This is a genomic window from Streptomyces sp. NPDC033966, assembly GCF_055575955.1.
Genome location: NZ_JBVIRQ010000002.1, coordinates 548,015 through 573,426 on the forward strand (window position 1 = coordinate 548,015; position 25,412 = coordinate 573,426).

At 75.3% G+C, this 25,412-nt stretch carries 25 protein-coding genes and 1 tRNA gene; 4 read left to right on the forward strand and 22 right to left on the reverse strand.

Features of this window, described 5'->3' with window-relative positions:
- Window positions 1–97 precede the first annotated feature (97 nt).
- The 8 genes from ACZ518_RS07945 to ACZ518_RS07980 all read right to left on the reverse strand — a co-directional run bounded on the left by ACZ518_RS07945 (window position 98) and on the right by ACZ518_RS07980 (window position 7,525).
- Complete coding sequence (locus ACZ518_RS07945) at window positions 98–997, reverse strand: squalene/phytoene synthase family protein (RefSeq protein WP_469112143.1); 900 nt, start codon at window positions 995–997, stop codon at window positions 98–100.
- An 86-nt stretch (window positions 998–1,083) separates the two neighbouring features.
- Entirely contained in the window at window positions 1,084–2,763 is a 1,680-nt protein-coding gene (locus ACZ518_RS07950) for a serine/threonine-protein kinase (protein ID WP_469112144.1), read from the reverse strand.
- 27 nt (window positions 2,764–2,790) lie between these two features.
- Window positions 2,791–4,479, reverse strand: coding sequence for a peptide-N4-asparagine amidase (locus ACZ518_RS07955; protein ID WP_469112145.1), 1,689 nt, complete (start codon window positions 4,477–4,479; stop codon window positions 2,791–2,793).
- Window positions 4,480–4,553: 74 nt separating this feature from the next.
- Window positions 4,554–5,066 (reverse strand): ribonuclease E activity regulator RraA, encoded by a 513-nt coding sequence (gene rraA, locus ACZ518_RS07960; protein ID WP_469112146.1) that lies wholly within the window; start codon window positions 5,064–5,066, stop codon window positions 4,554–4,556.
- Between the two features lie 61 nt (window positions 5,067–5,127).
- Window positions 5,128–5,394 carry a GlsB/YeaQ/YmgE family stress response membrane protein gene (locus ACZ518_RS07965; protein ID WP_469112147.1) on the reverse strand — a complete coding sequence of 89 codons (267 nt, stop codon included), beginning with the start codon at window positions 5,392–5,394 and terminating at the stop codon, window positions 5,128–5,130.
- Between the two features lie 66 nt (window positions 5,395–5,460).
- Window positions 5,461–5,751, reverse strand: a complete 291-nt coding sequence (locus tag ACZ518_RS07970; RefSeq protein ID WP_469112148.1) for a hypothetical protein — start codon at window positions 5,749–5,751, stop codon at window positions 5,461–5,463.
- 5 nt (window positions 5,752–5,756) lie between these two features.
- Window positions 5,757–6,626 carry a hypothetical protein gene (locus ACZ518_RS07975; RefSeq protein ID WP_469112149.1) on the reverse strand — a complete coding sequence of 290 codons (870 nt, stop codon included), beginning with the start codon at window positions 6,624–6,626 and terminating at the stop codon, window positions 5,757–5,759.
- Window positions 6,623–7,525: a phosphatase PAP2 family protein gene (locus ACZ518_RS07980; protein WP_469112150.1), complete on the reverse strand. Its 903-nt coding sequence runs from the start codon at window positions 7,523–7,525 to the stop codon at window positions 6,623–6,625. Before ACZ518_RS07980 ends, ACZ518_RS07975 begins: the two co-directional genes overlap by 4 nt.
- Before the next feature lie 148 nt (window positions 7,526–7,673).
- Here ACZ518_RS07980 and ACZ518_RS07985 point away from each other — a divergent pair, with 148 nt between their 5' ends.
- Window positions 7,674–8,294 carry a TetR/AcrR family transcriptional regulator gene (locus ACZ518_RS07985; protein WP_469112151.1) on the forward strand — a complete coding sequence of 207 codons (621 nt, stop codon included), beginning with the start codon at window positions 7,674–7,676 and terminating at the stop codon, window positions 8,292–8,294.
- Between the two features lie 162 nt (window positions 8,295–8,456).
- Here the strand turns inward: ACZ518_RS07985 and ACZ518_RS07990 are convergent, their stop codons facing one another.
- From ACZ518_RS07990 to ACZ518_RS08020, 7 genes are all read right to left on the reverse strand, one after another.
- Window positions 8,457–9,002 carry a TerD family protein gene (locus ACZ518_RS07990; RefSeq protein WP_469112152.1) on the reverse strand — a complete coding sequence of 182 codons (546 nt, stop codon included), beginning with the start codon at window positions 9,000–9,002 and terminating at the stop codon, window positions 8,457–8,459.
- 114 nt (window positions 9,003–9,116) lie between these two features.
- Window positions 9,117–10,352 (reverse strand): vWA domain-containing protein, encoded by a 1,236-nt coding sequence (locus ACZ518_RS07995; RefSeq protein ID WP_469112153.1) that lies wholly within the window; start codon window positions 10,350–10,352, stop codon window positions 9,117–9,119.
- A 17-nt stretch (window positions 10,353–10,369) separates the two neighbouring features.
- A complete protein-coding gene (locus tag ACZ518_RS08000) occupies window positions 10,370–11,560 on the reverse strand; it encodes a sigma 54-interacting transcriptional regulator (RefSeq protein WP_469112154.1) in 1,191 nt (396 codons plus the stop codon).
- A complete protein-coding gene (locus ACZ518_RS08005) occupies window positions 11,557–13,377 on the reverse strand; it encodes an ankyrin repeat domain-containing protein (protein ID WP_469112155.1) in 1,821 nt (606 codons plus the stop codon). The genes ACZ518_RS08000 and ACZ518_RS08005 overlap by 4 nt, the downstream gene beginning before the upstream one ends.
- Window positions 13,374–14,525, reverse strand: coding sequence for a leucine-rich repeat domain-containing protein (locus ACZ518_RS08010; RefSeq protein WP_469112347.1), 1,152 nt, complete (start codon window positions 14,523–14,525; stop codon window positions 13,374–13,376). The genes ACZ518_RS08005 and ACZ518_RS08010 overlap by 4 nt, the downstream gene beginning before the upstream one ends.
- Before the next feature lie 114 nt (window positions 14,526–14,639).
- Window positions 14,640–14,715: transfer RNA gene (locus ACZ518_RS08015), tRNA-Arg, on the reverse strand.
- A 90-nt stretch (window positions 14,716–14,805) separates the two neighbouring features.
- Window positions 14,806–15,897, reverse strand: coding sequence for a hypothetical protein (locus tag ACZ518_RS08020; protein ID WP_469112156.1), 1,092 nt, complete (start codon window positions 15,895–15,897; stop codon window positions 14,806–14,808).
- Between the two features lie 221 nt (window positions 15,898–16,118).
- Between ACZ518_RS08020 and ACZ518_RS08025 the strand changes: the two genes are divergently transcribed.
- On the forward strand, window positions 16,119–16,931 hold the full coding sequence (locus tag ACZ518_RS08025) for a glutamate ABC transporter substrate-binding protein (protein WP_469112157.1): 813 nt from the start codon (window positions 16,119–16,121) through the stop codon (window positions 16,929–16,931).
- Between the two features lie 65 nt (window positions 16,932–16,996).
- Here ACZ518_RS08025 and ACZ518_RS08030 read toward each other — a convergent pair whose 3' ends face one another.
- The gene (locus ACZ518_RS08030) at window positions 16,997–17,563 is read right to left on the reverse strand and encodes a DJ-1/PfpI family protein (protein WP_469112158.1); all 567 of its coding nucleotides are present in this window, start codon (window positions 17,561–17,563) and stop codon (window positions 16,997–16,999) included.
- A 218-nt stretch (window positions 17,564–17,781) separates the two neighbouring features.
- On the opposite strand from ACZ518_RS08030, the gene ACZ518_RS08035 reads away from it, so the two are divergent.
- Window positions 17,782–18,606, forward strand: a complete 825-nt coding sequence (locus ACZ518_RS08035; RefSeq protein ID WP_469112159.1) for an endonuclease I family protein — start codon at window positions 17,782–17,784, stop codon at window positions 18,604–18,606.
- Between the two features lie 174 nt (window positions 18,607–18,780).
- On the opposite strand, the gene ACZ518_RS08040 is transcribed toward ACZ518_RS08035, so the two are convergent.
- Together ACZ518_RS08040 and ACZ518_RS08045 are read right to left on the reverse strand one after the other, a co-directional pair.
- Window positions 18,781–20,424, reverse strand: a complete 1,644-nt coding sequence (locus tag ACZ518_RS08040; RefSeq protein ID WP_469112160.1) for a beta-N-acetylhexosaminidase — start codon at window positions 20,422–20,424, stop codon at window positions 18,781–18,783.
- Between the two features lie 66 nt (window positions 20,425–20,490).
- A complete protein-coding gene (locus tag ACZ518_RS08045; RefSeq protein WP_469112161.1) occupies window positions 20,491–21,756 on the reverse strand; it encodes an MFS transporter in 1,266 nt (421 codons plus the stop codon).
- Window positions 21,757–22,004: 248 nt separating this feature from the next.
- Between ACZ518_RS08045 and ACZ518_RS08050 the strand changes: the two genes are divergently transcribed.
- Window positions 22,005–22,460 carry a MarR family winged helix-turn-helix transcriptional regulator gene (locus ACZ518_RS08050; RefSeq protein ID WP_469112162.1) on the forward strand — a complete coding sequence of 152 codons (456 nt, stop codon included), beginning with the start codon at window positions 22,005–22,007 and terminating at the stop codon, window positions 22,458–22,460.
- Window positions 22,461–22,478: 18 nt separating this feature from the next.
- Here ACZ518_RS08050 and ACZ518_RS08055 read toward each other — a convergent pair whose 3' ends face one another.
- The 4 genes from ACZ518_RS08055 to ACZ518_RS08070 all read right to left on the reverse strand — a co-directional run bounded on the left by ACZ518_RS08055 (window position 22,479) and on the right by ACZ518_RS08070 (window position 25,285).
- A complete protein-coding gene (locus ACZ518_RS08055) occupies window positions 22,479–23,039 on the reverse strand; it encodes a hypothetical protein (RefSeq protein ID WP_469112163.1) in 561 nt (186 codons plus the stop codon).
- Entirely contained in the window at window positions 23,036–23,716 is a 681-nt protein-coding gene (locus ACZ518_RS08060) for an RNA polymerase sigma factor (protein WP_469112164.1), read from the reverse strand. The genes ACZ518_RS08055 and ACZ518_RS08060 overlap by 4 nt, the downstream gene beginning before the upstream one ends.
- Before the next feature lie 41 nt (window positions 23,717–23,757).
- Window positions 23,758–24,243 (reverse strand): LAETG motif-containing sortase-dependent surface protein, encoded by a 486-nt coding sequence (locus tag ACZ518_RS08065; RefSeq protein ID WP_469112165.1) that lies wholly within the window; start codon window positions 24,241–24,243, stop codon window positions 23,758–23,760.
- A gap of 124 nt (window positions 24,244–24,367) precedes the next feature.
- Window positions 24,368–25,285 carry a nitroreductase/quinone reductase family protein gene (locus ACZ518_RS08070; protein ID WP_469112166.1) on the reverse strand — a complete coding sequence of 306 codons (918 nt, stop codon included), beginning with the start codon at window positions 25,283–25,285 and terminating at the stop codon, window positions 24,368–24,370.
- Between the last annotated feature and the right edge of the window lie 127 nt (window positions 25,286–25,412).

The following is a 25,412-nucleotide window of genomic DNA, read 5'->3' on the forward strand; positions in this document are numbered from 1 at the left end:
CATCGGCCTCGCCCGGTCAGCGGGTTCGGGCGGGGGCCCGGCCGCCGGCAGGTCCGGCCGTACGGTCCTGGACAGTACGAATGTCACACCGGAGAGGTCACCGCCTCCGCAGTGCGCGGACCAGGGTGCCCACGGGGGCGGCCAGGCCGTAGCCGACGTCCTTGCGCAGGGCGCCGGTGCCGGCCTTCTCCACCGCGGCCAGCTGGTGTCCCATCAGCTCCGTCATGGCGGCGACCACCGGGCGCAGTCCGGGCTCGGTGAGGTCGAGGATGCCCTCGGCCGCGGTGAGGGCGGTGCGCGCGCGGGCGCACTCGGCGGCGAGGAGGGCGCGGACCGCCGGGGTGTCACGGGCCTGTTCGAGGTCGGCGCGGGTGACGGAGTGCTCGGCGAGGCGGGAGCGCGGGATGCAGAGCCGCCCCTCGGCGAGGTCGCCGGCCAGGTCGGCGAGGAAGTCGACCCGCTGGGCGGCGTCCACGAAGGCGCGCCAGCCCGCGGCCTGGGCGGCGCCGGGCCCGCCCTGGTACTGGAGGCCGGTGAAGACCATGATCCCGGGCCAGGCGTAGGCGTCGAGGTACGCCTGGAAGTCCTCCTCGGCCGCGAAGCCGTCGAAGCCGGCCTCGGCGGTGGCCGCGCCGTCGAGGAAGCGGGTGATCCAGTGGCCGGGCAGGCCCCTGCCGCGAACGGCGTGGGCGTAGGCGCGCAGCAGCGGGTCGGGGCTGTCACCGGTCGCCATGGCCGACTCGACGCGGCCCGCCAGTGCGGCGAGTCCGGCGGCCCGCACGCCCGGGGTGCCGGTCTCGGCCACGTCGTCGACCAGGTTCATGAAGGCCAGGCCCGTGGAGAGCCAGGGCACCAGGGGTGGTGCGGCGAGCAGCCGCAGGGTGAGGTACGGGGCCGGTTCGCGGCGCAGCACCCGGCGGGCGGCGTGGGTGTGGTCGGCCCGCAGCCGGGGGTCGGTTATCCCGGCCTGGGTGAGGGTGCTGCGCCAGCTGGGCATGGTGGACCGTGCTCCTTGGGCCGTGTCTGCCGTACGCGGGTGCGTACGGGGTGCGCGTACGGGTGCGCGTGTACGGCTACACGATGTCAGGAGCGGTACACCTTCTTCACGTTGCCCTGGGTGTCGGCGTACACGTAGCCGCCCCGCCCGTACTCGTCGGTGAGGTAGGGGCGCATGGAGGGGGTCGCGTCGAAGAGCCAGGGCTCGACGATGACGTAGCGGGAGGTCGGCTCGGTGACGCCGAGTTCCTGCTGCGCCCGGTCCAGGAGGCCGGGCAGGGCGTCCCACTTCACGGCCGCCATGTCGATGAGCGGCTCGTCCTGCTTGACGGTGCCGCCGGGTCCGTCGCGCTTGACCTGGCCGTCGCGGTACTCGTACCGGTCGAAGGTGTCCGCCCCGGGGGCGGTGGGGATGGAGGCCAGCACGTACCCCTCGTAGACGGTCATCTCCACGAAGGTGGTGGTGCCGGTCTGCTGCTTGAACGCCTCGATGGCGGTACGGACCTTGTCGGGCGTGAGCAGGTTGCCCCTGGCCGCAGCGGCGGGGGTGCCCTGGGCCTTGGGCGGGGCGGACTTCGGGGTGGCGGGCACCTGGGCGACGCTGGTGGCCGCGCCGCCGGTGGCCGGGGCGGAGGCCGTGGAGCCCTTCGCGTCCGGGTCGCCGGACGTGCCGTCGGGCAGGGCCTGGACGAGCCCGGCCACGCCGCCGGCGAGGGCCAGCGCGAGGAGTCCGCCGATCAGCGCGGCGCGGCCGCGCCCCCGGGCCTGAGCCGGGGCGACGGCGGGGACGGGGCTGGTGGGCCCGTACGGGGAGCCGCCGCCGGGGGTGAAGGGGCGGGTGCCGGAGACCGTGGGAGGCGGGCCGTAGGGCCCGGGGCCCGCGAGCGCCGCCGCGGGGGCGGCCACGGCACCCGTGGCGAGAGCGGTGCTCGCACTCCGGAGCAGTGCTTCCAGCTCGGTGCCGTCGGGCCGCGCGGCGGGATCGCGCACGAGCAGCCGTTCCAGTACGGGCCCCAGCGGGCCGGAGCGCACGGGCGCCGGGATCGGCTCGTCGAGGACGGCGACCACGGTGGCGAGGCTGGTGGCCCGGCGCAGCGGGTGCGTGCCCTCGGCCGCCACGTACAGCATCATGCCGAGCGACCACAGGTCGGAGGCCGCCAGGCCCTCCTCGCCCCGGCACCGCTCGGGGGCGATGTACTCGGGCGAGCCGATCAGCACCCCGGTGGAGGTGAGGGCGGTCGCCCCGTGCAGGGCGGCGATGCCGAAGTCGGTCAGCACGCCCGCCCCGTCGGGCCGCAGCAGGACGTTGGCCGGCTTCACGTCCCGGTGGAGCACGCCCTCCGCGTGCGCGGCGCGCAGCGCGGAGAGGATGTCGAGGCCGAGCCGCACCACCTCGGGCAGCGGCATCGGTCCGGCGGCGAGCCGGTCGTGCAGGGAGCCGCCCCTGAGCAGCTCCATCACGATCCACGGGTGGCCTTCGGTGCCCGGGGCGGGCTCCACGATGTGGTGGATCGTCACCACGTTGGGATGGGCGAGGCGGGCCAGGGCCCGCGCCTCCCGGATGGCCCGCTCGCGCAGCTGGACGGCGAGGTCCGGCTGCGCGGCGGCGGTGGCGGGGTCCGGCGGGCGCACCTCCTTGAGGGCGACCTCGCGGTGCAGTGCGATGTCGCGGGCGCGCCACACCGTGCCCATGCCTCCGGCGCCCAGGGGGCCGATGAGTTCGAAACGGCCGTCGATCAGCCGTCTGCCGGCCTCACTGTTCTCCATGGGCGGCCATCGTAGGCCCCGCCACCGTCAACAGCGGAGGCGGTCCTCCGTCAGAACGCCCTGCGCGCTGGACACCGTACGGTCGTAACAGCCGCCGCGGATGTCCGGCCCGTACAGGCGGTAGCGCTCGGTGGAGGTGCCGACGGCGTGCCGCTGGTCGCGCGGGACGTTCGCCGTGTACGAGGCGTCGCCCGTGTACCGGTCGTCGAGGAGGGTGCGGCCGGTCTGCCGGCCGCCGCGCAGGGTGACGGTGTCGGCGCGGTCGCCGAGGGACAGGACGGTGCGCAGCCGGTCCCCGGCGCCGAGGGTGGTCTCGCCGTCCATCGTGTAGGTGCGGGCCGTACGGGTGGTGGCGGCGCCGCGGGTGACGCTCTCCTCGTCGGTCCAGGAGGCCGTGAGGGCGTCCCGGTTCTCGCCGTCGGTCCAGCGGTGCGCGGAGGTGTGGGACACGGCGCGGGTGACGGTGGTGGTGACCCGGCCGTGGGAGGTGTCGAGGTGCCCGACGACGGTGAGGCGGTGGGCTCCGTCGGTGTCCAGGCGGTGTTCGCCGCCGGGGGCGGCGGGGGTCCAGCGGGAGGATCCGGTGGGGGCGCCCTCCTCGTGGCGGGTCAGGGCCCCGGTGACGACCTGGCGGCCGTGGTCCTGCCAGAGCAGCAGGTTGGCGGGGGTGCTCCAGCCGGCCTGGCCGGCCGGGACGCCTGCGACGGAGACCTCGACGCGGTGCTCGCGGCCGTCGTTGAGCAGGGCGGCGTAGGGGGTGAGGTCGTACACGACGGGCTGGACGTCGAAGGCGCGCGGGGCGGGGGTGACGTACCAGAGGAAGGGGTTGGACCAGCCGCCGGTCCACACGGTCGGGAAGGGCGCGGCCAGCCCGGCGAGCTGTCCGTCGACGGAGATCCGGACCTCGCGGTAGGGGCCGTCGGCGGCCTTGCAGGAGTAGGGCGCGGCGTCGGGGACGGTCATGTACCAGTACTCCTCGCAGCCGCCGCCGGAGCCGGTGGCGTACACCTCGGCGAGGAGCCGCTCGGTGTTGCGCGGGGTGGTGACGGCGGCCCCTCCCCGGTCGGAGCCGGTGAGCGGCAGGACCCGGTCGGGGGTGTCCGGGGCGGGGGCGTGCCGGTCGGCGGCGTAGAGGGTCAGGGTCACCTTGACGTCGATGACGCCGGTGTAGGTGTCGTTGACGACGTTGCCGATCAGCATCTCGACGGGTCCCGGGCGGCTGAGGACGTCGCGGTAGCGGGTGACGTCCTTCTCGACGGACCACTCGATGCCCTCGGGCGAGGGTTCGGGGGTGGAGGTGCGCAGGATCTCGACGCCGCCGAGGGTGAGGTTGCCGAGGCGGTCGTACTGGCGGCCCTTGACCTTGCCGTCGAGGCGCAGGACGGCCTTGGCCCAGTCGGAGCGGCCGCAGCCGGCGGGCGGGGTGTAGGTGCCCTTGTAGGGGGTGAAGTCGCGGAACTGGGCCTCGGCCAGGGTCACCTGGCAGGAGCGGGTGGCGGGGCGGCTGACGGGCGGGGCTGCGGTGAGGGGGTCGTGCCAGTCGGTGCCGAACTCGGCGGGCGGGACGGGTCCGGCGGCCGGGGTGCCGGCGGCAGGCGTTCCGCCGGCGGCAGGCGTTCCGGCGGCCGGGGTGCCGGCGGCGGCCGCGGGGCCGGCCAGGGCCCCGGCGGCGAGGGTGAGCGCGCCGAGCAGGCCCATGATCCTGTGTCGTCTCATGGGCCCGCAGTGAAACCCCTGGCGGCCCGCCGCCGCCAGGGCGGTGGCCGGGAGGTGGCGCGAAACCGACGGTGTCAGTGCCCGGCGGGCAGCACGACGACGCCGTCGTCGTCCACGTACACGGTGTCGCCCGGGCGGAAGGTGACCCCGCCGATGGTGACGGGCTCGTCGACGGCGCCCTCGCCGGTCTTGCCGCTCTTGCGCGGGCAGGTGCCGAGGGCCTGGACGCCGAGGTCCAGGGTGCCGAGGGCGACGCTGTCGCGGACGGCGCCGTTGACGATCAGGCCGGCCCAGCCGGAGGCGTGGGCCGCGCCGGCGATGAGGTCGCCGACCAGGGCGGTGCGCAGGGAGCCGCCGCCGTCGACGACGAGGACGGCGCCCTCGCCCGGGGTGTGGAGGAGTTCGCGCAGCAGGGCGTTGTCCTCGTGGCAGCGGACGGTGCGCACGGGTCCGGCGTACAGGTGCCGGCCGCCGATCCGGCGGAACGGGGTGGCGCAGATGCCGAGGTCCTCGCCGTGCTCGTCGTACAGGTCGGCGGTGGGGACGGGGGGTACCCCCGGCGGTAGCTGGGGGAGGGTGACGCTCATGTGGTTCCGGGCTCCTCGCATCTCGTACGTCGCGCGGGGCCCAGCGTAGGGGGCCAGGCGCTCAGCGTCGGGAGTTGCCGAAGAGGATGCGGTAGCCGACGAGCAGGACGAGGGAGCCCGCGATGGCGGCGCCCCAGGTGGCGAGGTCGAAGAACTGGGCCTGGATCGGGCGGTCGAGGAACTTGGCGGAGAGCCAGCCGCCGATGAAGGCGCCGGCCACGCCGATCAGGGTGGTGACGATGAAGCCGCCCGGGTCCCGGCCGGGGAGCAGGATCTTGGCGATGCCTCCGGCCAGCAGGCCCAGGATGATCCAGCCGATGATGCCCATGCCGTTCTCTCCGCTCTTCGTGTGCGTCTCTGCCCCAGAAGGACGCGAGCGCGGGCCCGGCGGTTCTCAGCGGTGGCGGGCGCGCCACAGGGCGGCGGCCGCCGCCGCTCCCGCGACGGCGCCGACCACCGCGACCCCGCCCCGGGAGCGGTAGGCGAAGAGCGAGAGGGTGGAGCGGGCCGAGAAGGCGGAGCCCGCGCTCAGCCACGAGGCGGTCGAGCCGACCGAGAGCGCGGACCCGAGGGAGCCGACGGAGAGGAAGCTGCCCGCCGAGCCGATGGAGAGCACCGAGCCCACCGAGCCGATGGACAGCACGGAGTTCCTGGACCAGAGGGAGAGGTACGAGCGGTCGGCCATGCCGATCATGCTGTCACATGGCCGGCCGGTACGGGGCGGCTTTCGGCGCCCGGGGCGGCGGGCGCGGTACGGGTGAGGAGCAGGACCCCGCGGGTGGCCGCGAGGGCTCCGGCGGCGGCGAGCAGGATCCCGAGGGCGCCGCCCTGGAGGCGTTCGCCGAGCAGGATCATGCCGATGGCGGCCGCCGCGAGCGGGTTGGCCAGGTTGACCACGGCGAGCGGGGCGCCGAGGCCGCCCCGGTAGGCCCGCTGCGAGAGCAGCATCCCGCCGACGGCGAAGACCACGACGAGCAGGGCCACGGTGATCACCCGGCCGCTGAGCAGGGCCCCGCCCCGGCCGCCCGCCACGGCCACGGTCTGGGTCAGGGCGGAGGCGACGGCGGAGGCCAGCCCGGAGGCGGTGGCGTGGCGGAGTCCCGGGCCGGGGTCCTTGCGGGCGGTGAGCAGGACGATCGCGGCGACGGTGGCCCCGGACACGGCGAGGGCCTCGGCCAGGGTGAGGGTGTCGTCGGGGGCCGGGCCGGAGGCGGGGAGCAGCAGCAGCCCGAGCCCGGCGACGGTGGCCAGGGTGCCCCGCCACTCGGTGGCGGCGACCCGCCGCCCGGCGCCGCGCGCCCCCAGCGGGACGGCGGCCACCAGGGTGAGCGCGCCCAGCGGCTGGACCAGGGTCAGCGGGCCGTAGCGCAGCGCGGCGGCGTGCAGCAGCGCTGCGGCGGCGTTCAGTCCGGCCGACCACCACCAGGCGCCGTTGCCGAGCAGGGCCCGGGCGGTGCGGGCGACGGCCCGGCGGGCGAGGCGCTCCTGGGCGACGGCGGCGGCCGCGTAGGTGGCGGCGGCGGCGAGGCAGAGGGCGACGGCGAGGACGGTGGCGTTCACCGCTCGCCTCCGGCGGGGACGGGCGCGGCAGCGGCGGGGTCCAGGGCGTCCGCAGGCGCGGCAGCGGCGGGGTCCGGGGCGGCCGCGGGCGCGCCGGCGCCGGGCGCGCCCGGGACCGGCTCCGCCGACCGGCGCGGGCGCGGCAGGCCCCGTACCGCCGCGGCGGCGTCGGCGAAGGCCGGGCGCGGGACCAGCAGCAGGGCAGCGCCCAGCAGCACGGTGGCCACCGCGGCGTCGACCCAGTAGTGGTTGGCGGTGCCCACGACCACGAGCAGGGTCACCAGGGGGTGCAGCAGCCACAGGGCGCGCCACCGGGACCGGGTCGCGGCGATCATCCCGAGGGCCAGCATCAGCGCCCAGCCGAAGTGCAGGGAGGGCATCGCGGCGAACTGGTTGGCCATGGTGTCGGCTTCGGGGGCGGCGCCGTAGACGCTCGGCCCGTACACCTGCGCGGTGTCCACCAGGTGCGCGGCGTCCAGCATCCGGGGCGGCGCGAGCGGGAAGGAGAGGTGCAGCACGAGGGCGGCGCCGGTGAGGACGGCGAGCACCCGGCGGGTCCACAGGTAGTGCCCGGGGCGGCGCAGGTACAGCCAGACCAGGAACAGGGCGGTCGCGGGGAAGTGCACGGCCGCGTAGTAGGTGTTGGCGGTGTGCACGAGGGCGTCCGAGTGGAGCAGCAGCCGCTGGACCGCGCCCTCTGAGGGCAGGTGCAGGGCGCGTTCGGCGTCCCACACCCGGCCGGCGTTGCGGAAGGCCTCGTCGGTGCGGCCCGTCGACAGCATCCGGCCCGCCTTGTAGACGGCGAACAGGCCCGCGACGAGCAGCAGCTCGCGTATGAGCCGGCGGCCGGCATCGCTCTTCCCGGCTGGTGGCCGGTCCGGTGTGGTGTGGGAGGTCATCCCCCGGTCTCACTTCTTTCGGTTCATATCGACACGCCAGTGTATCGATACATGAGCGTATCGATACGCTGGTGTCCCGATAAGCTCGGATGGCCGTACACTCGGAACACGGACCCACCGCTGGATCCCACGAGGAGAAACCCATCCCATGACGTCGACGCCGCAGGTCACCGCGCGCCGCTCCAAGATCACCCCGGAGCGCGAGCAGGAGTTCTACGACGTCGTCCTCGACCAGCTGCGCGAGCACGGCTACGAGGCCCTGAGCATGGAGGGCGTCGCCGCCCGGGCCTGCTGCGGGAAGTCCACGCTCTACCGGCAGTGGAAGACGAAGCCCCGGCTCGTCGCCGCCGCCCTGCGCGCGAGCCGCGCCCGCCGCGGGGAGCGCACCCTGGCGGACGTGGACACCGGGACCCTGGCGGGGGACCTCCGCGAGGCCGCCCGGATCGCGGCGGGCACCTCGGGCCGCGACGCCCGGCTCACCCAGGCGCTCGGGGTGGCCGTGTTCGGCGACGAGGAACTCCAGGCCGCGCTGCGCGAGGCCCTGGTGGAACCCGAGCTGGAGGCCTTCGGTGCGATCGTCGAGCGGGCCGTGGCCCGGGGCGAGCTCGCCGCGGACCATCCGGCCGTGGAGTTCCTGCCGGCGCAGCTGATGGGCGTCCTGCGGATCCGGCCCGTGCTGGAGGGACGCAACGCGGACTCCGACTACCTGGTCAGGTTCGTGGACGCGGCGCTGCTGCCCGCGCTGGGCATCCGCCCCCAGGTCCCCTGACCCCCTGAACCGGTGGGCCGCCGTTCACGATGACCGGACGGCGACCCACTCGCGCTGCCTCGTGGGGACGGTGGCAGCGCGCCACCCGGACGGGGCGGCGGCCACTCCCGAGCAGGATGACCGCCGCCCGGTCCGGTACGGATCCCACCGCGCCCAGCCGGCTCAGCCGCCCGCGGCACCCATGATCCGGGCGTACTCCTGCGGGTCCGCGTCGAAGCCGCGCGTGCGCGCGTCCAGCGTCCAGCCGCCCGAGGCGTCCCGGGTGAACTCGGCGACGGTGGCCGCCGTGGCCCCGGCGAGCTCCGCGAAGCCGGTCGTGGCGAGGTCGGTGTAGCCCTCGCGGATCCGCAGCCCCGTGCCGCCGACGTCGGCGAAGGTCTTGCGGTCCGGCGCCGCGGCCGCCCCGGCGTCCTGGATCACCACGCCGACCACCACCCGGCCCAGCTCGGGTGCCAGCCGGTCCAGTTCGAGGGTCATCACCTCGTCGAAGCCGAAGCCCTGCCCGGTGCGGCTGTCCCGGGCCAGGGTGATGGTGCCGTCGGGGGCGCGGCTGCCGAAGTGGACGAGGTAGACGGGTTCCCCGTAGGGGTCCGCGGCGCCGTACACGGCGGCGACGATGTCCAGGTCGTTCGCGGGCGTGCCCGCGGGGCTGGGGTCCCAGCGCAGCGCTATCTCCACCTTGGCCAGGCTCTTGCGTACTCCGCTCACCGAACTCCCCCTCCGCGTGGCCGCTTTAGGCCGTCTCCGGCGCCATGCTGCCACGCGTTCGCGATCACCGTGCGAACGACCGTACACAACCGGCCAGTTCCCGGCCCTGCCCGCTCAGCGCCCCACGCCGGCCTGGTCCACGCGTACGGTCTCGACCCAGCCCGGCGGCTGCGGCGCCGCCGCCCCGATCAGCGCGGCGATCAGCCGGCAGGACGGGGACTCCGCGGGCCAGGGGGTGTACCCGTCGGTCAGCACGACGACGATGGACGGCCGGTCCGGCCGGGCCAGCGCGGCCGCGACGCCCACCCGCATGTCGGTACCGCCGCCCCCGGCCAGGGTCACCTCCCGGGCACTGGACACCCGGCTCACGGCGTGCACGTCGGCGTCGCAGGCGAGCACGGTGACCCGGTTGCCGCCCACCCCCACCTCGCGCAGCACCCCGGTGACCTCGGCGAGGGCGGCGGCGAGTTCCGCGTCCCCCATGGACCCCGAGGTGTCGATGACGATCGCCACCCGGGGCAGCGGCCGGCGCAGGCTCGGCAGCACCACCCGGCCGCCCAGTGCGGGCGCGCGGCGCGAGGGACGCCGGTACGTGTAGTCCACGGCCCCGCCGGCCCAGGCGGCGGCCTCCCGCACCGCCCCCGACAGGGCGCGGCGCCAGTCGACGGCCGGCTCCAGCACCTCCTGCGCCCAGCGCTCCCATCCGGCGGGCACGCTCCCCCGGCCCCGCGAGCGCAGGTGGGCGCGTACGGCCTGGGCGGCCTGGCGGCGCAGGGCCTCCGCCTCCACCGGGCCGATCCGGGCCGTGCCGTCGCCGTCGCCGTCGCCTGCGCCGTCGCCACCGCCGAGCTCCCAGGGCGCCCGCCTGCCGTGCGCGCCCGAGCCGCAGTCCACCCCGTGCGGGGGCGTCGGCGGGACGCCCGGCAGGTAGCCCTCGAACATCCCGCCCTCGAGCAGCCCGAACAGCCGCGGCTCCATCCGGCCGGCCGGCAGCCGCAGCCCGTCGGCGAGGAGGTCGTCGTTGATCTCGCAGTCCTGGGCGATGTTGATCCGCACCGGATCGCGCTGGTCGGCGGGCGGCAGCCGGTCGGCGCGGCCGTGGTGGTCGCGCAGCAGGTGGGCCACCTCGTGGATCCACACCCCGGACAGCTCGGGGACGGGGGTGCGGGCGACGAACTCCGGCGAGACGTAGCAGCGCCAGTGCCGGTCGACGCCCATCGTCCGCACCCCGGACGGGCCCGGGGAGGGGACGACGGTCAGCGCGTACAGGGCGGAGGCGAGGTAGGGCCGGGCCTCGGCGGCCGCGTAGCGGGCGGCGAGCAGCTTGGCCCGGTCGAGCGGGACGTCCACCGGCGCGGCCCCGCCCGTCAGCCGGCGCCGGGCAGGGCCCCGGCCAGCTGGAGCAGTTCCACGAAGGCGTCGATCCCCGCGGGGACCGGCCAGGACAGGTCGCGCATCGCCGCGAGGTCGGCGGCGGCCCGCGCGGCCACGTCGGGCACGCCCGCGTCGACGGCCTTGGCGAGGACCTCCCAGCCGGCCTCCCAGCGCGAGCGGGTGGGCTCCGCCTGCACGGCGGCGACGACCGCGATGAGGAAGGCCAGCTGCCGGTCTCCGCGCTCGGGCAGCGCGAAGGCGCCGGGGTCCGCCAGCACCCGCTCCGGGTCGGGCAGGTCCAGGTGCTCCAGGTAGGTCAGCAGCTCCAGGCCCGCCCCGTCGCCGACGGCCCCGGTGAGGGCCGCGGACAGCGCCTCGCGGCCCGCGCCGGCCGCGTACCCGGTGGCCAGCAGGCGCAGCGCCATCTCCCAGGTGCGCGGGGAGGGCCAGGCGCGGCCGCGCGCCTCGGCGTCGCCCGGCATGTGGTGGACCAGGCCGGGGCGGGCCGTGAGGAAGCCGGAGACCGCGCCCCGGGCGCGGGCGACCGCGCCGGCGGAGCGGGCGGGGTCGACCACGGGCAGGGCGGTCTCGGGCCAGGTCCCGGCCATGCCGCGGGCCACGGTGCGCGGGTCGTGCGTCCAGTCGAGGTGGACGAAGCGGTTGGCGAGGGGCGCGCTGAGGTGCCAGCCGTCGGCCGCGCTGGCGGGCGGGTTGGCCGCCGCGACGATGCGTACGGAGGCGGGCAGTTCCAGGCTGCCGACCCGGCGTTCGAGGACCACGCGCAGCAGGGCGGCCTGTACGGCGGGCGGGGCGGAGGACAGCTCGTCGAAGAAGAGCAGCCCGTGTCGGGTGCGGGCCAGGCGCACCGCCCAGTCCGGCGGGGCCATCGGTACGCCGGTGGTGGCGGGGTCGTCGCCGACGATCGGCAGGCCGGCGAAGTCGGAGGGCTCGTGGACGCTGGCGACGACGGTCTCCAGGGCGACCCCGAGGGACGCGGCGAGCCGTTCCATGCCGGCGGACTTGCCGATGCCGGGCTCGCCCCACAGCAGTACGGGCTGATTGGCCGTCACCGCGAGGGCGAGGGCCTCCAGCTGGTGGTTGGCGGCGGGCTCGGTGCGGGTGGCGCCGAGGCGGGCGCCCAGTTCGTCGGCGGCGGCCAGCGCGGGCGGGGGTGCGGTGCTCATGTCCGGGCACCGCCGTCGGACACGCCTTCGTCGCCCACTTCCGCGTAGCCGTCCTCTTCGTAGTCCTCGTCGGCGAAGTCGCCCCATTCGGCGCGCTCGGCCATGAACTCGTCGTACTCCTCGAAGTTGATGCCGGGGTGGCGCTCCTCGACGAGCTCCTTCACGAAGGTCAGGTCGGTCCGCTTGTAGCGGGCCACCACCTGGCCCAGCGACAGCTGCATGTCGTCGACCACGTCGGTACGGGCTCCGGCCGCGAGGAGCGCCCGGACCAGGGAGGCGGTCCCGCCGTTCTGGACGGCGCACTGGAGCGGGGTGCGCTCGAAGTCGTCCTCCTCCTCCAGGCCCAGTCCGGCCGCCAGCAGCCTGGGCAGCAGCTCCTCGTGCCGTACGAAGGGCAGCAGGTGCAGCAGCCCCTGCCCCCTGCCGTTGCGCACCCGGGGGTCGAGCCCCGCGTCGAGCAGCGCGAGCACCCCGGGGGCGTCGCCGTGCTGGACGCGCTCGAACAGCTCCCGCCGCTCGGCACGCAGGGCGCGCGGCAGCCGGCCCTTGCCGGAGGCCCAGGCCTCCCCGACGGCGAAGCAGCCGGCGACCTCGCCGCCGAAGGCCCGCAGGGCACGCTCCCGCTGCTGCTCCTCGGCGCTGTGCGGGAGTTCGAGTACGCCGTCCCGGGAGCCCACCTCGTGCCACTCGCCCACGCAGCGCACCCGGGCGGTCCGCGGCGCCGCGGGGCCGGGCGGACCCACGGCCGGTCCGGCGGCGGGAAAGAGGGCGGCGGTGACGAGGGGGTGCAGCTCGCGCGGGGCGGTCCGGCCGGTGCGTACGAGGTACGGGTCGGGCAGCGGCCGCCAGATGTGGTCGGGCAGCCGGGGTACGTCGCGCACCTCGGTCGAGTCCACCAGCCGCGCCCGCAGCCCGCCGTCCGGGCCGGCGAGTTCCACCAGGAGCAGGCAGCGCCAGTGCGGGGCGAACTCGAACCGGTCGCCCGCGCCCGCCGCGGCGAGCCGACGGACCCCGGTGGCGAGCAGGGACGGGTCCAGCGGGGCGGCCTTCAGGGCGGCCGCGGCGTCGCTCCAGCGGTAGGCGTTCGGCGGGAGGCTCAGGTCGAGTTCGATCCCGGCGGCGGCGAAGGCCTCGACGGTCTCCCCGCGCCACTGGAGCACGGCGGCCCACTCCGCCTGCCCGGCGGGATCGGCGGGGCCGGGGTCGGCGGTGGGCAGCTCGTCCTCGCCCAGCGGGGTGCCGTCGGCGCGGAAGAAGGGCATCCGGTCGGCGGCCGGGCCGACGCCGGAGCGCAGCTCGGCGGTGTGCCGGGCGTCCCAGAACCAGCGGGCGCGGGTCCAGTCCTCGATGACCCAGGAGGCGTAGGAGTGGCGTCGCGCCCCGGGGTCGACGGGCGCGCAGTGCAGGCGCAGCCGCTGCGGGCCGTCCACCATGGCGCGGGTGGTGACGTACAGCAGCGGCGCGTCCGGGCCGGAGCCGTAACGGGCCAGCACGACGCGGCGGTTCGGGGCGATGACCGTGCGGCCGCCCAGGACCCGCGGCAGGTGCCAGCGCAGCAGGTCGGGGGCGAAGTGGCGCAGGTCCTCCGCCACCGCTTCGGCGACGGCGGTCCCGTGCTCCGCGGCGAGCGCGGTCGGGTCGACGGTGGTCTCCGTGCCGGCGGCGGCGCAGGCGGCGCGCCAGTCACCGGCCAGGCGGTGTGCCGTGGCCCGCTCGATCATGCCGGCGGGCACGGCGTAGCGGCGGATCCGCTGCCAGGCCGCCGCGTCCTCGGACGGGATCCCGCCGGGCGGCGCGGTGCGGGCGTTCTCGCTCACCGGTACACGCTCCCGATGGCCCGCAGGTCCGGGTGGGAGGCCCGGGCGGGGCGCAGCCGCTCGGCGAAGGAGCGCTTGAGGCGGCGGGGGGTGCCGGGGCCGAGGCCGACGTGCTCCAGCGGGGCGTCCTCGGGCAGTGCGGCGAGCAGGCTCTTGGCTCCGCGGCCGGTGATGCCGGTGTGGCGCAGTTCCAGGCGGCGCAGCGGGCTGCCGGGCAGGGCGGCGGCCAGCGCGTACGCGCCTTCGTCGCCGGTTTCGTTGCCGGCGGAGCCGAGGCTGCGCTCGGACATGGTCCGGCCGAGGTCCAGGGCCTCGATGCCGCCGAGGGCGGCGGCGAGGGCGCGCGCTCCGGCGACGCCGATGCCGTTGCCGCCGAGGCCGAGGCGGACGGGGCGTTCGGGGCCGGCTTCGGCCGCCGCGGCGGCGATGACGGCGACGCCCTCGTCGCCGAGGTGGTTGGCCGGCACGTACAGTTCGCGGACCCCGGCGTCGCGGATGAGCGCGGCGAGCAGCGGCGCCGCTTCGGCGGTGAGGCCGTTGCCGCCGAGGAAGACCCGCTCCAGCGGGGCCTCCCGGTCGCGCAGGGCGTCCAGGAGGAGGCGTACGCCGGGGGCGCCGATGCCGGTGTTGACGAGGTCGAGGGTGCGCAGCGCGGTGTTGCGGCGCAGCAGTGCGGCGACCGTGCGGGCGCCGTCGGCGTGGAGGGGGTTGCGCTTGAGCCAGAGGGCGCGGACGGCGGTGTCGTCGGCGAGGGCTCCGGCGAGGGCGAGCACGCCGTCGGGGCCGATGCGGTTGCAGCCGAGGTAGAGGGTGTGCACTCCGTGGCGGCCGGCGGCGTCGGCGAGGGCCGTCGCGAGGGTGCGGGCGCCTTCGTCGGTCAGGGAGTTGGTACCGAGGAGCAGGTGCGCGGCGTGCGGGGAGGCCAGCGCGACGGGCAGCAGCCGGGCCGTGCCGGCGGGGCCGAGGCCCTGCTTGCAGAGGTCGACGCGGCCGTCGGCGCGCAGGGTGCCGAGGGGGAAGGTCTCGTCGGTCTCGACGGGGTGGTCCTGGGCGAGTCGGGCGAGCAGCGGGCCGAGGTCCGCCGGGTCGGCGAGGGGCAGGTCCGGGTGCTCGATTGCGGGGCACCGTACGGGCGTCGGCCGTGTCATCAGCATTCCACCGGTTCCTTCGCCGGCGCCCGGCGACCCTGCGACTTCGCGGAGCCGCGGCAGGCCGGCACGCCTTCGCGCCGCGCTGCCGCCGTTCCGACATGACGGAAGAAGTGGCAAGACCGGTCGGATTCGAACCGACGTCCTCCAGCTCGATGCTTGGGCGCGACGACCTCTGCGCTACGGCCTTGCCGACGGTGATCATAGCGGCTCCGCGGCCGGAACTCGATCACCAGTTTGAATCATCGGGGGCTCTCCGGGGCCCCCGGGACCCCTGGGGTTACCAGTCCCCGTCCTGGACCGGCTTGCCCGGGCGCGGCGCGTTCCCGAGCGGCAGGACCTGGCCGGGCGCCGGGGGCGTCCAGGGCGTGTGGTCGTCGCCGATCCAGTCGCCCACGGGCTTGACCTCGGCGAGGGGGCCGGCCGCCGGGAGGTCGGTGCCGGTCTCGTCGTAGTAGTCGTACCAGGGCAGGCCGGCCTGGGTGTAGGCGGCCCGGTCCACGGGCGAGGGCGGCGCGTCCTCGCCCGTGATGCGGCGCCACTCGGGCGGTGTGACCAGGTGGACGAAGACCCGCGCGGCCGGCCGGTCGGCCCAGGCGGAGAGCTTGCGCTCGTCCTTGTAGACCTCCTGGCGCATGGCGCCGCCCACCCCGAGCCCCATGGCCGGGGCGGGGGCCCGGCGCGCGGCCGGGCGGGCGGGCGCGGCGCCCGGGGCGGCCATCGGCATGGGAGGCGCCCCCGGCGCGGGCGGCATCGCGGGCGCCGCGCCGTAGCCGCCCGCGCCGTAGAGGTGCTCGACGACGGTGCTCTCGCGCCGCAGCCGCTCCTCCTCCCGCCAGGCCGCCAGGGCCTTGGGGCCGAGCGGAAACGCCTGGAGCTGCACCCCGCCGGTGACCTCCTCGCCGGTGACCTGCCCCTCGACCGTGGCGCCGAGGCCGAGCGGTACCGCGACGAACTGGCGCACCGTCCCGTCGCCGGAGTTGATCCCGTCGAGCCAGGGCTGGCGGGGCAGCACCAGGTAGTTCTGCGGCCTGCGCTCCAGCCGACCGGTCCACCGCCTGCCGGACACGGCGCACACCTTGCCCACGCCGACCTGGAGCGCGGCGGGCTCCCGCGAGCCGCCGAAGCTGAGCCACATGGCCTCGCGCAGGTACACCGGCAGCATCACGCCGCCCTTGGCGAGCCATTCCGGCGGAACGGTGTCCGGATAGTCCTCCACCCGCCGCAGCGGGAACTCCCCCAGCCCCGGCGGGAGTGCGTGCGTGCCCGACTCGGGCAGGCGCAATGTCCGGATGAACCGGATCCGTACCTCTTCGCCCAGCAGGAGCGTGTTGCCCTCGATCCTCGCCGCGCCGATGCCCTCGTTCGCCACTCCGGACAGCCCCCTTCTCCCGCCACTCACCGGATCCGCCGGAAGATCCTCGGCTGAACCGGATCGTTATGCTCAAGTTTTCCTCAGATGTAGTGACGGTGCGGCCGTCACCTTCCTAGCTTCCTCATACACGTGCCCCCGCGCCCCCGCGGTTCCGCACGCCTGCCCCCGTTCCCGCGACGTCCCCCGGGATTCCGCGTTCCCGAGGAAAAGAGTTCAGCATGAAGGTTCCCAAGGCCGGTGCGGTCGCCACGGTGATCGCCCTCGCCGCCACCGCCTCCGGCTGTGGTGGTGAAGCCCCGAAGGAGCCCATCTCCATCGGCATCAAGTTCGACCAGCCCGGCATCGGGATGCGCGAGCCCGACGGCACCTTCACCGGTTTCGACGTCGACGTGGCCACGTACATCGCCAAGGAGCTCGGCTACAAGGCGAACGAGATCGAGTTCAAGCAGGTCTACAGCTCGGACCGGGAACTGCTGATCCAGTACAACGAGGTCAAGTTCGTCGCCGCGAGCTACACGATCAACGACAAGCGCCGCGAGAAGGTCGAGTTCGCCGGCCCCTACTTCGTCGCCCACCAGGACCTGATGGTCCGCGCCGACGACAACTCGATCGCCAAGCCCGAGGACCTCAACAGCAAGCGGCTGTGCTCGGTGAGCGGCTCCACCTCCGCCGAGAACATCCGCAAGAACCTGGCGCCGAAGGCGAGCGTCCTGGAGCTCGGCGGCTACTCGGAGTGCCTCGTCGCCCTCCAGGACAACCTGGTCGACGCGATGACCACCGACAACTCCATCCTCGCCGGGTACGCGGCGCGCAAGGGCAACGCGGGCAAGTTCAAGCTGCTCGGGCTGAACCTGAGCAACGAGAACTACGGCATCGGCCTCAAGAAGGGCGACAACGTCCTTCAGCGGAAGATCAACACGGCGCTCACCAAGATGGTCTCGGACGGCTCCTGGGAAGCGGCCGTGAAGAAGAACTTCGGCCCGGCCAACTACAAGTACGAGCCGGCGCCCCAGGTCACGACCGGCAACTGACGAACCCCGGGGCGGGGCCCCGTCCGGCCCCCGCCCCGGCTTCCCGCCCGGTTCCCGGCCGGCCGCTACGCGAGCGGCGCCTTGCCGCGCAGCACGGTCAGGAACTCGCGCATCCAGGCGGGGTGGTCGGGCCAGGCCCGGGCCGAGACGAGGGTGCCGTCGACCACGGCCTCGGAGTCCCGGAACGCGGCCCCGGCCGCCTTCATGTCGGGCTCCAGCGCCGGGTAGGCCGTGACCCGGCGCCCGTCCAGGCCGCCGCTCGCGGCGGTGATCAGGGGGCCGTGGCAGATCTGCGCGATCGGCTTGTCGTCCCCGGCGAACGCGGCCAGGATCCGCCGCACCTCCGGGTCGTTGCGCAGGTACTCCGGCGCCCGCCCGCCCGGGACGACGACGGCCGCGTACTCACCGGGATCCACGTCCGCGAAGGCGATGTCGGCGGGCCACGTGTACCCGGGCTTCTCCGTGTAGGTGTCGAAGCCCTCCTCGAAGTCGTGCACCACGAACCGCAGCTTCTTGACCGCGGGCGCCGCGATGTGCACCTCGTACCCCTCCTCCCGCAGGCGCTGGTACGGGTAGAGCACCTCCAGGGACTCCGCCGCGTCGCCGGTCACGATGAGGATCTTCACTGCCATGGGCCACTCCAGTGAGAGCTGTCGGCGGCCGCCTCGGGGCCGCCGGGGGCACCCGCTACCGTGCCCGGGGCGCACCGCGGACAAACACCAAGCTCCACGTCCCCGACATGTGGTTTTTACTTGTAGGGCACATGACAATAGGATCCTCGCTCTGCCACCAGACACCCCGCCAACTGCCATGGCGGGGACGGTGTTTGTGGAGAGGTATCCCCCACGTCATGAGAATCTCCCGTACTGCCCCCTGGGCCGCCGGGCTCGCCGCGGCCGCGCTGTTCCTCATACCGGCCAGCGCCACCGCCGGCCAGCACCGCACCACCGCCGACACCGCGCAGGCCGCTCCCCAGGCCTACCCGGTCACGGTCGACGACTACTACGCGGCCGCGGCGGGCAAGACCGGCGCCGCGCTGAAGAGCGCCCTGCACGACATCGTCAAGACCCAGTCCAAGGTCACCTACGACGGCGTGTGGAACGCGCTGAAGGTGACCGACCAGGACCCCGCGAACCCGAACAACGTCATCCTGGTCTACTCGGGCCGCTCGCAGTCCAAGTCCACCAACGGCGGCGGGGTCAACGACTGGAACCGCGAGCACGTCTGGGCCAAGAGCCACGGCGACTTCGGCACCGTCACCGGCCCGGGCACCGACCTGCACCACCTGCGCCCCGAGGACGTGACCGTCAACAGCACCCGCGGCAACAAGGACTTCGACATGGGCGGCAGCCCCGTGGCGGAGGCCCCGGGCAGCTTCACCGACGCCGACTCCTTCGAGCCCCGGGACGCCGTCAAGGGCGACGTCGCGCGGATGCTGCTGTACATGGCGGTGCGCTACGACGGCGGGGACGGCTTCGCGGACCTGGAGATGAACGACAGGGTCAACAACGGGACCGCCCCGCTCTTCGGCAAGATCAGCCTGCTGAAGCAGTGGAACCAGATGGACCCGCCGGACGCCTTCGAGCAGCGCCGCAACCAGGTGATCTACGACACCTACCAGCACAACCGCAACCCGTTCATCGACCACCCGGAGTGGGTCGGCTCCATCTGGTAGCCACCCGCTTCACACCCTCGGCGGGGCTGTGTGACGTAGACCTCGCCGGGGGTGTCGATGACCCCGGCCACGTCCAGGTGGCAGCGGAAGGGCAGGCCCGAGTCCGGGTGGGCGATGCCCCATGAGTTCAGTCGTCGCGGAGTGCGGACTCCGCTGCTGCCCGGCGGATGCCGGTCACCGTCCAGCGGCGAGCCGGCCGGCGAGGGACTGGAATTCGGTCCAGGCGGCCTGCGGCGGGCGCGGGTCCCAGAGCTTCTGGGACAGGGCGGCCAGCGGCAGCCGGATGCCCGCGGCCACCTGGTCCGGGGTCTGCGAGGAGGCCAGGTCGCACCAGACGGCGAGGCGGCCGCCGAGGACCTGCGGGTCGTAGCGCGCCGGGACGGGGGTGGTGCCGCGCAGCACGAGCGGGGTCCACTGCTCGTAGATCCGCTTGCCGGTGGGATAGGTGAACTGGTTGGGCTCGCCGAGCACGTAGTAGAGGTACTCGTCGTTGAGGTTGACGACCTTGCGGCCGGCGTCCAGGTACTCCAGCGGCGGCCGGGCGCCGATCTCCTTGCCCGTCCAGTACTCGGCCTGGATGTCCTGGGCGGCCTTGGCGGTCCCGCCCCTGAAGAAGCCGTCGTTCCACGCCTTGAGGGCCTTGCCCGACGGCCGGACCACGGCCGCCCGGTCGTTCAGCCAGCCCGTCGCCAGGTCCTGCACCCGGGCGGTGGGCCCGTAGCGGGCCCGCGCGGCGCTCGCGAGGGCGGGGAAGGAGGCCTGGGGGTCGCGGACCACCAGGGCCTGGTACTCGTCCGCGCCCAGGTGCCAGGCGCCCGCCGGGAACAGCGGCAGGTACTCGCGCAGCAGGTCGTCCACCAGCTTGGCCGACGCCGGGTCGGATATGTCCACGGCGCCCTTGACGGCCCGGCCCGCCGCGTCGCGCAGTTGCAGCTCGGGGTGGACGCGGAGCACGGCGCCGAGGTGTCCGGGCGAGTCGATCTCGGGGACGACCGCGATGTGCAGCCGGGCTGCGAGGGCGTTGATCCGGCGCACCTCGGCCTTGGTCAGGTGCGGGGTCGAGACGATCTCGGGGTGAGTGGCGGACTCGATCCGGAAGGCCTGGTCGTCGGAGAAGTGCAGGCCGAGCTGGTTGAGTTTGAGGTCGGCCATCTCGCGCAGCCGGCCCTCTATCCACTCCGGGGTGAAGTACTTGCGCGCGATGTCGAGGTTGAGTCCCCGCTGCGGCTTGGCCGGGGCGTCCTTGACGGTGCCCTCGGGGGCCGAACCGGCGCCGCGTATCTCCTGTTTGAGGGTGCGGGTGCCGTAGAAGACGCCCGCCTCGTCGGGGCCGGTGATCCTGACCCGGCCGTCCTGGACGGTGAGGGTGTAGGACTCCGCCGGTCCGGAGCCCTTCGCGGCGAGGGCGAGCTGGACGTCGCCGGGCCCACTCTGGGCCGACTCGGCGTACCCGAGGCTCAGTTCACCGGCGAGCAGCTTCCCCTCGTCGGCCAGGGCCGCGCTGTCGGCGGGTGCGACGAGGACGCGTGCGCCGGGGGCGGGCTTCCAGCCGGGGCCCCGGGCGGGCACGTGCTCGCGTACGGACGGCACGGTGTGCGGGGCGCTGGAGAGGGGGTACGCGGACGGGGGTGTCGGGGGCGGCCCGGTCGGGGACGGGGACACGGCGGTCGGTACGGGGGCCCGGGACCCGGCGCCCGGGGTGGTGCCGGTGCCCTCCGCTCCGGCGGAGCAGGCGGGTACGGCGAAGGCGACCAGCGTGGCGGCCGCTGCCGTCGCGATGGCCCGACCTCCGCGGAACCGCCCGGTCGTATGCCTCATCGTGCACCTGTGTCCCCCGTACCAACCTGGCACGGGGGACACGGTCGCGCGACCCGGGGCGGCGCCCTACGCGGCGCGGTCCCTCCGCTCCAGCGCCTCCAGGGCGGCCGCCGCGCCGAAGCCGTGGTCCTGCTGCGGAGCGCCGCCGCCGACGCCGACGGCCCCGATCAGGTGGCCGTCGCGGCGGACCGTACGGCGCTCCAGTGCTCCGGAGACGAGGGCGAGGACGAGGGCGGAGGCGGCGAGGGCGGCGCCGACCCAGTTCGGGGCCGTCCAGCCGAGCCCGGCGGTGATGACGAGCCCGCCGAGCCAGGCGGCGAGGGCGTTGCCGAGGTTGAAGGCTCCGATGTTGACGGCGGAGGCCAGCGTGGGGGCGCCTGCGGCCTGGTCCAGGACCCGCTTCTGCAGCGGCGGGACGGTCGCGAAGCCGAGGGCGCCGATGAGGAAGACGGTGACGGCGGCGCCCGCCTTGTCGTGGGCGGTCAGGGTGAAGAGGGCCAGGACGACGGCCAGCGCGCCCAGGGACACGTAGAGCATCGGCATGAGCGCCCGGTCGGCGTAGCGGCCCCCGAGGAGGTTGCCGGTGACCATGCCGAGCCCGAAGAGGACGAGCAGCCAGGTGACCGAGGTGTCCGCGAAGCCGGCGACGTGGGTCAGCATCGGGGTGATGTAGGTGATCGCGGCGAAGACCCCGCCGAAGCCGAGGACGGTCATCGCCATGGCGAGCAGTACCTGGACGTTGCGGAATGCGGCCGCCTCGTGGCGGACCCGGACGCCCTCGGGGCGGGGCAGGTCGGGGACCAGCCGGGCGATGCCGAGCAGGCCGAGCACGCCGAGGGCGGCGACGATCAGGAAGGTGACGCGCCAGCCGAGGTGCTGGCCGACGAGGGTGCCGAGCGGGACGCCGACCACGTTGGCCACGGTCAGGCCGGTGAACATCATGGCGATGGCGCCGGCCTTCTTCTCCGGTGCCACGAGCCCGGCGGCGACCACCGAGCCGATGCCGAAGAAGGCGCCGTGGGCGAGGGAGGCGACGACGCGTCCGGCCAGCATCACGCCGAAGGCGGGGGCGAGCGCGGAGAGCACGTTGCCGGCGATGAAGAGGCCCATGAGCAGCATCAGCATGCGCTTGCGGGGGACGCGGGTGCCGAGGACGGTCATCACCGGGGCACCGAGGACCACGCCGAGGGCGTAGCCGGTGACCAGGAGGCCGGCGGTGGGGATCGAGACGCCGTAGCCGGCCGCGACCTCGGGGAGGAGGCCCATGATGACGAACTCGGTGGTGCCGATCCCGAAGGCTCCGATGGCGAGGGCGAGGAGCGCGAGAGGCATGACGAGGCTGCCCTTCAGGGTGCGGGGGGTGGGGGTGGAGGTGGCACCGGGGAACGTTTTTGCGCCCGCCGGTTACGCTCGTCCACATTAATTGCAGACGCGGGATATTTGCAAGCGCGGGCTATTGCGCCCGTGGCCTATCCTGGGTGGTACGCGCGCGACCGCACGACCACGCACTCGCCCGCACCGCGCGCGCCACGCCCCCACGACGCCCACGACGCCCACGACGCCCACGACGGAGGAGCCACATGACGGCCACGGACAGCGCACTGACCGGCCTCGCCCAGGGCTGGTGCGCCCTCTCCCTCCTCCACGGCCGGATCGAGGCGCACATCGAGCGGGCCCTGCAGGCCGGCCACGGGCTGAGCGTGCGCGAGTACTCGCTGCTGGACGTGCTCAGCCGCCAGCACGGCGGCCCGGGCGGGCACCTGCGGATGCACCAGGTCGCGGACTCGGTGGTGCTCAGCCAGAGCGCGACGACCCGGCTGGTCAGCAGGCTCGAGGACCGCGGGCTGCTGAGCCGCTACATCTGCGACACCGACCGCCGGGGCATCTACACCGAGGTCAGCGAAGCGGGCCTGGCCCTCCTGGACCAGGCCCGCCCGACGAACGCCGCCGCCCTGCGGGAGGCCCTGGACGAGGCCGCGCTCCAGCCGGAGCTGGCCCCGCTGGTGGCGGCGGTGGAGAACGGCACCCGGCAGTAGGGGCGCGCCCCGCCCCCGTCAGCCCTTCGGCTTCGAGGAGGAGCTCGGGGTGCCCTGCGGCATTCCGGCCCCGCCGGCCGGAGAGGGCGTGGCCGAGCCCCCGGCGGGCACGGTCGCCGGCGGCGCGGACCGCGGCGGAAGCACCGGCGCCGACGAGGTCGACGGCGGCGGAGTGGGCGTTCCCGCCCCGGTACCCGCCCCCGCGGGGACGGACGGCACGCTCGACGGCACCGGGGCCGACGGCGACACGCTCGGCAGGGGCGAGCCCGAGGGCCCGGTCGGGCTGAGCTCCGGCGGCGCGGCCGGCGGCTCGGGACGGACCGGCCGCTGATCGGGCCCGCCGAGCACGAGGTACCCGGCCAGGGCGGCCGCCGCGAGGCCGGACACGCCCGCGAGGGTCCACGCCCCGCGCCGCAGCCACAGCGCGCGCGGGGACAGCCGCCGCAGGTGCGGACCGGGCGGATCGGCGGGCCGCAGGGAGACCACCGTCACCTCCTCGGCCCGGGCTTCCAGGGCCTGGCGCAGCCGGCGCTCCACGGGGCGTTCGCCGTCGGGCGCGTGACCCGTAGAACCGGTCATACCCTTCCCTCCAGAATCCTTTCCAGCGCGTCCAGGGCGCGGCTGGCGTTCGACTTCACCGCGCCCCGGCTGATGCCCAGGGTCTCGGCGATCTCCGCCTCGCTCATGTCCGCCCAGTACCGCAGCACCAGCACCTGGCGGCGGCGCACGGTCAGTCCGCCCAGTGCCGCGAGCACCTCGCGGTGCGCCTCCCCCAGGACCACGGACGCCTCGGCGGAGGGGACGTCGGCGGTGACCGGCGGGATCCAGGCGCGGGCCGTGCGCCGGCGGCGCAGCACGGACCGCGCGGTGTTCACCACGGAGGTGCGCAGGTAGCCCAGCGCGTTGTCCACCTCCGAGATCTGCTCCCCGTACCGGCGGTAGAGGGCGGTGAAGGCGTCCTGCACCACGTCCTCGGCCGTGCCGAGGTCGTCGACGAGGAGCACCGCGAGCCGGACCATGCCCAGCCGGTGGGCGTGGTACAGCTCGCTGACGGTCGGCGGGCGCGGAGCCTCCCACGCGCCGTGGCCGCCCTGGCCGTACGTGTCGTCGTGCGCGTACGTGTACGCGCGGGTCCCTGCCGCGAACGCGCCGGGGCCTGCCCCGTACCCGCCGGTGCCGGCCGCCGCCGGTGCGGTGCGCTCGCGGCGCGTGATCCACCACCACAAGCCCCGCCACGTCCGGGCGGGGCCGGACATGAGGGGGCTGGTGGATGGTGCGAGTTCGAGCACGGGTGTCCTCAGTTGGCGGCGCGGCGCCGCACGGCGAACAGGGCCCCGCCGCCCGCGGCGACGAGCGCGGCCGCGCCGGCGCCGAGGGCGATGGTGGTCGCCGAGGAGCCAGTATGCGCCAGCTCGGATCCCTCACCGGAACCGGCCGCCCCGGAGGGCTGCGCGGACGGCTGGGCGGAGGCGGGCTGCGAGGGGACCGGGGTGGGCTTCCCGCTCGCGGGGGACGTCGGGGCGGGGCTCGGCGTGGCGCTGCCGCCGCCGTTGCCGCCGCCCGCCGGCTGCGAGGGGACCGGGGTGGGCGTCCCGCCCGCGGTGCGCGTCGGGAAGGGGCTCGGCACCGCGGAACCGGAGGGCGCGGGCGCGGCCGACGGCGAGGCGGAGGGGCCCTGCGCGGCGGAGGCCGGCCCGGCGAGGGCGAGGACCGCCCCGGCGGCGGCAGCGGCGACCGCCGCCCGGCGGGCGGTGGCGGGAACAACGCGCTTCAGGTTCTTCACAGTGGCTCTCCACGGTCGGGTCCGGGGCGGGAACTTCGCCCTTCACCCCCGCACGACGCGCGACTGACCGATCGGTTGCCGCCGTTTCGAAAAAACTTTTCGCGCGTTCCCGCCCCGCCCCGCCTCACGGGCGCGGCGGCGGCCAGGGGACCTCCTCCAGCAGGGGCAGCAGCACCTCCTCCTCGTGGTCGAGGTGGGCGTTCAGCTCCGCCGTCATCCGCGCCAGCTCGGCGCGGAACCGCTCGGGTCCGGTGATGGCCACCCCGTCCAGCAGGGCCACGAGTCCGCCCTGGATCCGGGCGACCGTGCGGTGTTCCTCCCGCAGCCGCTCGAAGACGGGTGCCAGGTGCGGGTGGTGGGCCAGGGTCCCCGGGAACAGGTGGGCGTCCTCACTGGTGTGGTGGAACTCCAGGCCCTGGCAGAAGGCCAGGCAGCGCTGGCGGATCTGGAGCCCGAGCCCGGGCGCCGGCGGCCGCCCCGGGCCGGTGTGGGCGGCGCGGGCGGCGAAGTGGGCCTCCGTCTCGGCTCCGACGTGGCGCAGCTGGGCCCGCAGCCAGGTGTGGACCTCCAGCAACTTCCCGGCGAGGGTGCGGATCTCGGCGGGGGGCCGCCAGCCGTCGGGCTCGGCGGGCTCCAGCCGGACGACGGGGAGCACCCTGGTGGTGCGCGCCCGGTAGTCGGCGTATCCGGGGGCGGCGCGCACCACGGCTTCGAAGAGCTCCTCGCGCCGCGCCCCTTCGGCGGGTACGGCGAGGGCCTCGAAGGTGTCGGGGCCGAGCTCGACCCGTACCTGCGGGTGGGCCAGGAGGTTGTGGTACCAGGCGGGGTGGACGGGGGCGCCGAGGTTGGAGCCGACCACCAGCAGGACGCCCTCGTGGCGGACGAAGCCGAGCGGGGTGGTGCGTTCGGCTCCCGACCGGGCGCCGGTGGTGGTGAGCAGGAGCAGGTCCTCGCCCTCGAAGTAGCCGCCGACCTTGCCGTGGTTGGCGCGGAACTCCTCGATGACGGAACGGTTGAAGTCCTGGGCGGGTGTTGTGGGCACGTGCGTGTTCTCTCTCTGGGCAGGCCGGTCCGGCACGCCGCCGGTCCCCCGGCGGGCCGCTGTGGAGCGGGAGCCGCCGGGGCGGGGCATGCGGGAGCGGGCGTACGGAGCCGCGGGCGTACGGACT

Excerpts from the sequence above, each read along its gene's own strand:
- ACZ518_RS08045 (WP_469112161.1), bottom strand. The coding sequence starts at position 21,756 with ATGCCTCTCGCGCTCCTCGCCCTCGCCATCGGAGCCTTCGGGATCGGC.
- ACZ518_RS08035 (WP_469112159.1), top strand. The coding sequence starts at position 17,782 with ATGAGAATCTCCCGTACTGCCCCCTGGGCCGCCGGGCTCGCCGCGGCC.
- ACZ518_RS08040 (WP_469112160.1), bottom strand. The coding sequence starts at position 20,424 with ATGAGGCATACGACCGGGCGGTTCCGCGGAGGTCGGGCCATCGCGACG.
- ACZ518_RS07985 (WP_469112151.1), top strand. The coding sequence starts at position 7,674 with ATGACGTCGACGCCGCAGGTCACCGCGCGCCGCTCCAAGATCACCCCG.
- ACZ518_RS07965 (WP_469112147.1), bottom strand. The coding sequence starts at position 5,394 with ATGGGCATCATCGGCTGGATCATCCTGGGCCTGCTGGCCGGAGGCATC.
- ACZ518_RS08010 (WP_469112347.1), bottom strand. The coding sequence starts at position 14,525 with ATGACACGGCCGACGCCCGTACGGTGCCCCGCAATCGAGCACCCGGAC.
- ACZ518_RS08030 (WP_469112158.1), bottom strand. The coding sequence starts at position 17,563 with ATGGCAGTGAAGATCCTCATCGTGACCGGCGACGCGGCGGAGTCCCTG.
- ACZ518_RS08055 (WP_469112163.1), bottom strand. The coding sequence starts at position 23,039 with ATGACCGGTTCTACGGGTCACGCGCCCGACGGCGAACGCCCCGTGGAG.
- rraA (WP_469112146.1), bottom strand. The coding sequence starts at position 5,066 with ATGAGCGTCACCCTCCCCCAGCTACCGCCGGGGGTACCCCCCGTCCCC.
- ACZ518_RS08025 (WP_469112157.1), top strand. The coding sequence starts at position 16,119 with ATGAAGGTTCCCAAGGCCGGTGCGGTCGCCACGGTGATCGCCCTCGCC.
- ACZ518_RS08000 (WP_469112154.1), bottom strand. The coding sequence starts at position 11,560 with ATGAGCACCGCACCCCCGCCCGCGCTGGCCGCCGCCGACGAACTGGGC.
- ACZ518_RS07955 (WP_469112145.1), bottom strand. The coding sequence starts at position 4,479 with ATGAGACGACACAGGATCATGGGCCTGCTCGGCGCGCTCACCCTCGCC.
- ACZ518_RS07970 (WP_469112148.1), bottom strand. The coding sequence starts at position 5,751 with ATGGCCGACCGCTCGTACCTCTCCCTCTGGTCCAGGAACTCCGTGCTG.
- ACZ518_RS08060 (WP_469112164.1), bottom strand. The coding sequence starts at position 23,716 with ATGTCCGGCCCCGCCCGGACGTGGCGGGGCTTGTGGTGGTGGATCACG.
- ACZ518_RS07950 (WP_469112144.1), bottom strand. The coding sequence starts at position 2,763 with ATGGAGAACAGTGAGGCCGGCAGACGGCTGATCGACGGCCGTTTCGAA.
- ACZ518_RS07945 (WP_469112143.1), bottom strand. The coding sequence starts at position 997 with ATGCCCAGCTGGCGCAGCACCCTCACCCAGGCCGGGATAACCGACCCC.
- ACZ518_RS07980 (WP_469112150.1), bottom strand. The coding sequence starts at position 7,525 with ATGACCTCCCACACCACACCGGACCGGCCACCAGCCGGGAAGAGCGAT.
- ACZ518_RS08050 (WP_469112162.1), top strand. The coding sequence starts at position 22,005 with ATGACGGCCACGGACAGCGCACTGACCGGCCTCGCCCAGGGCTGGTGC.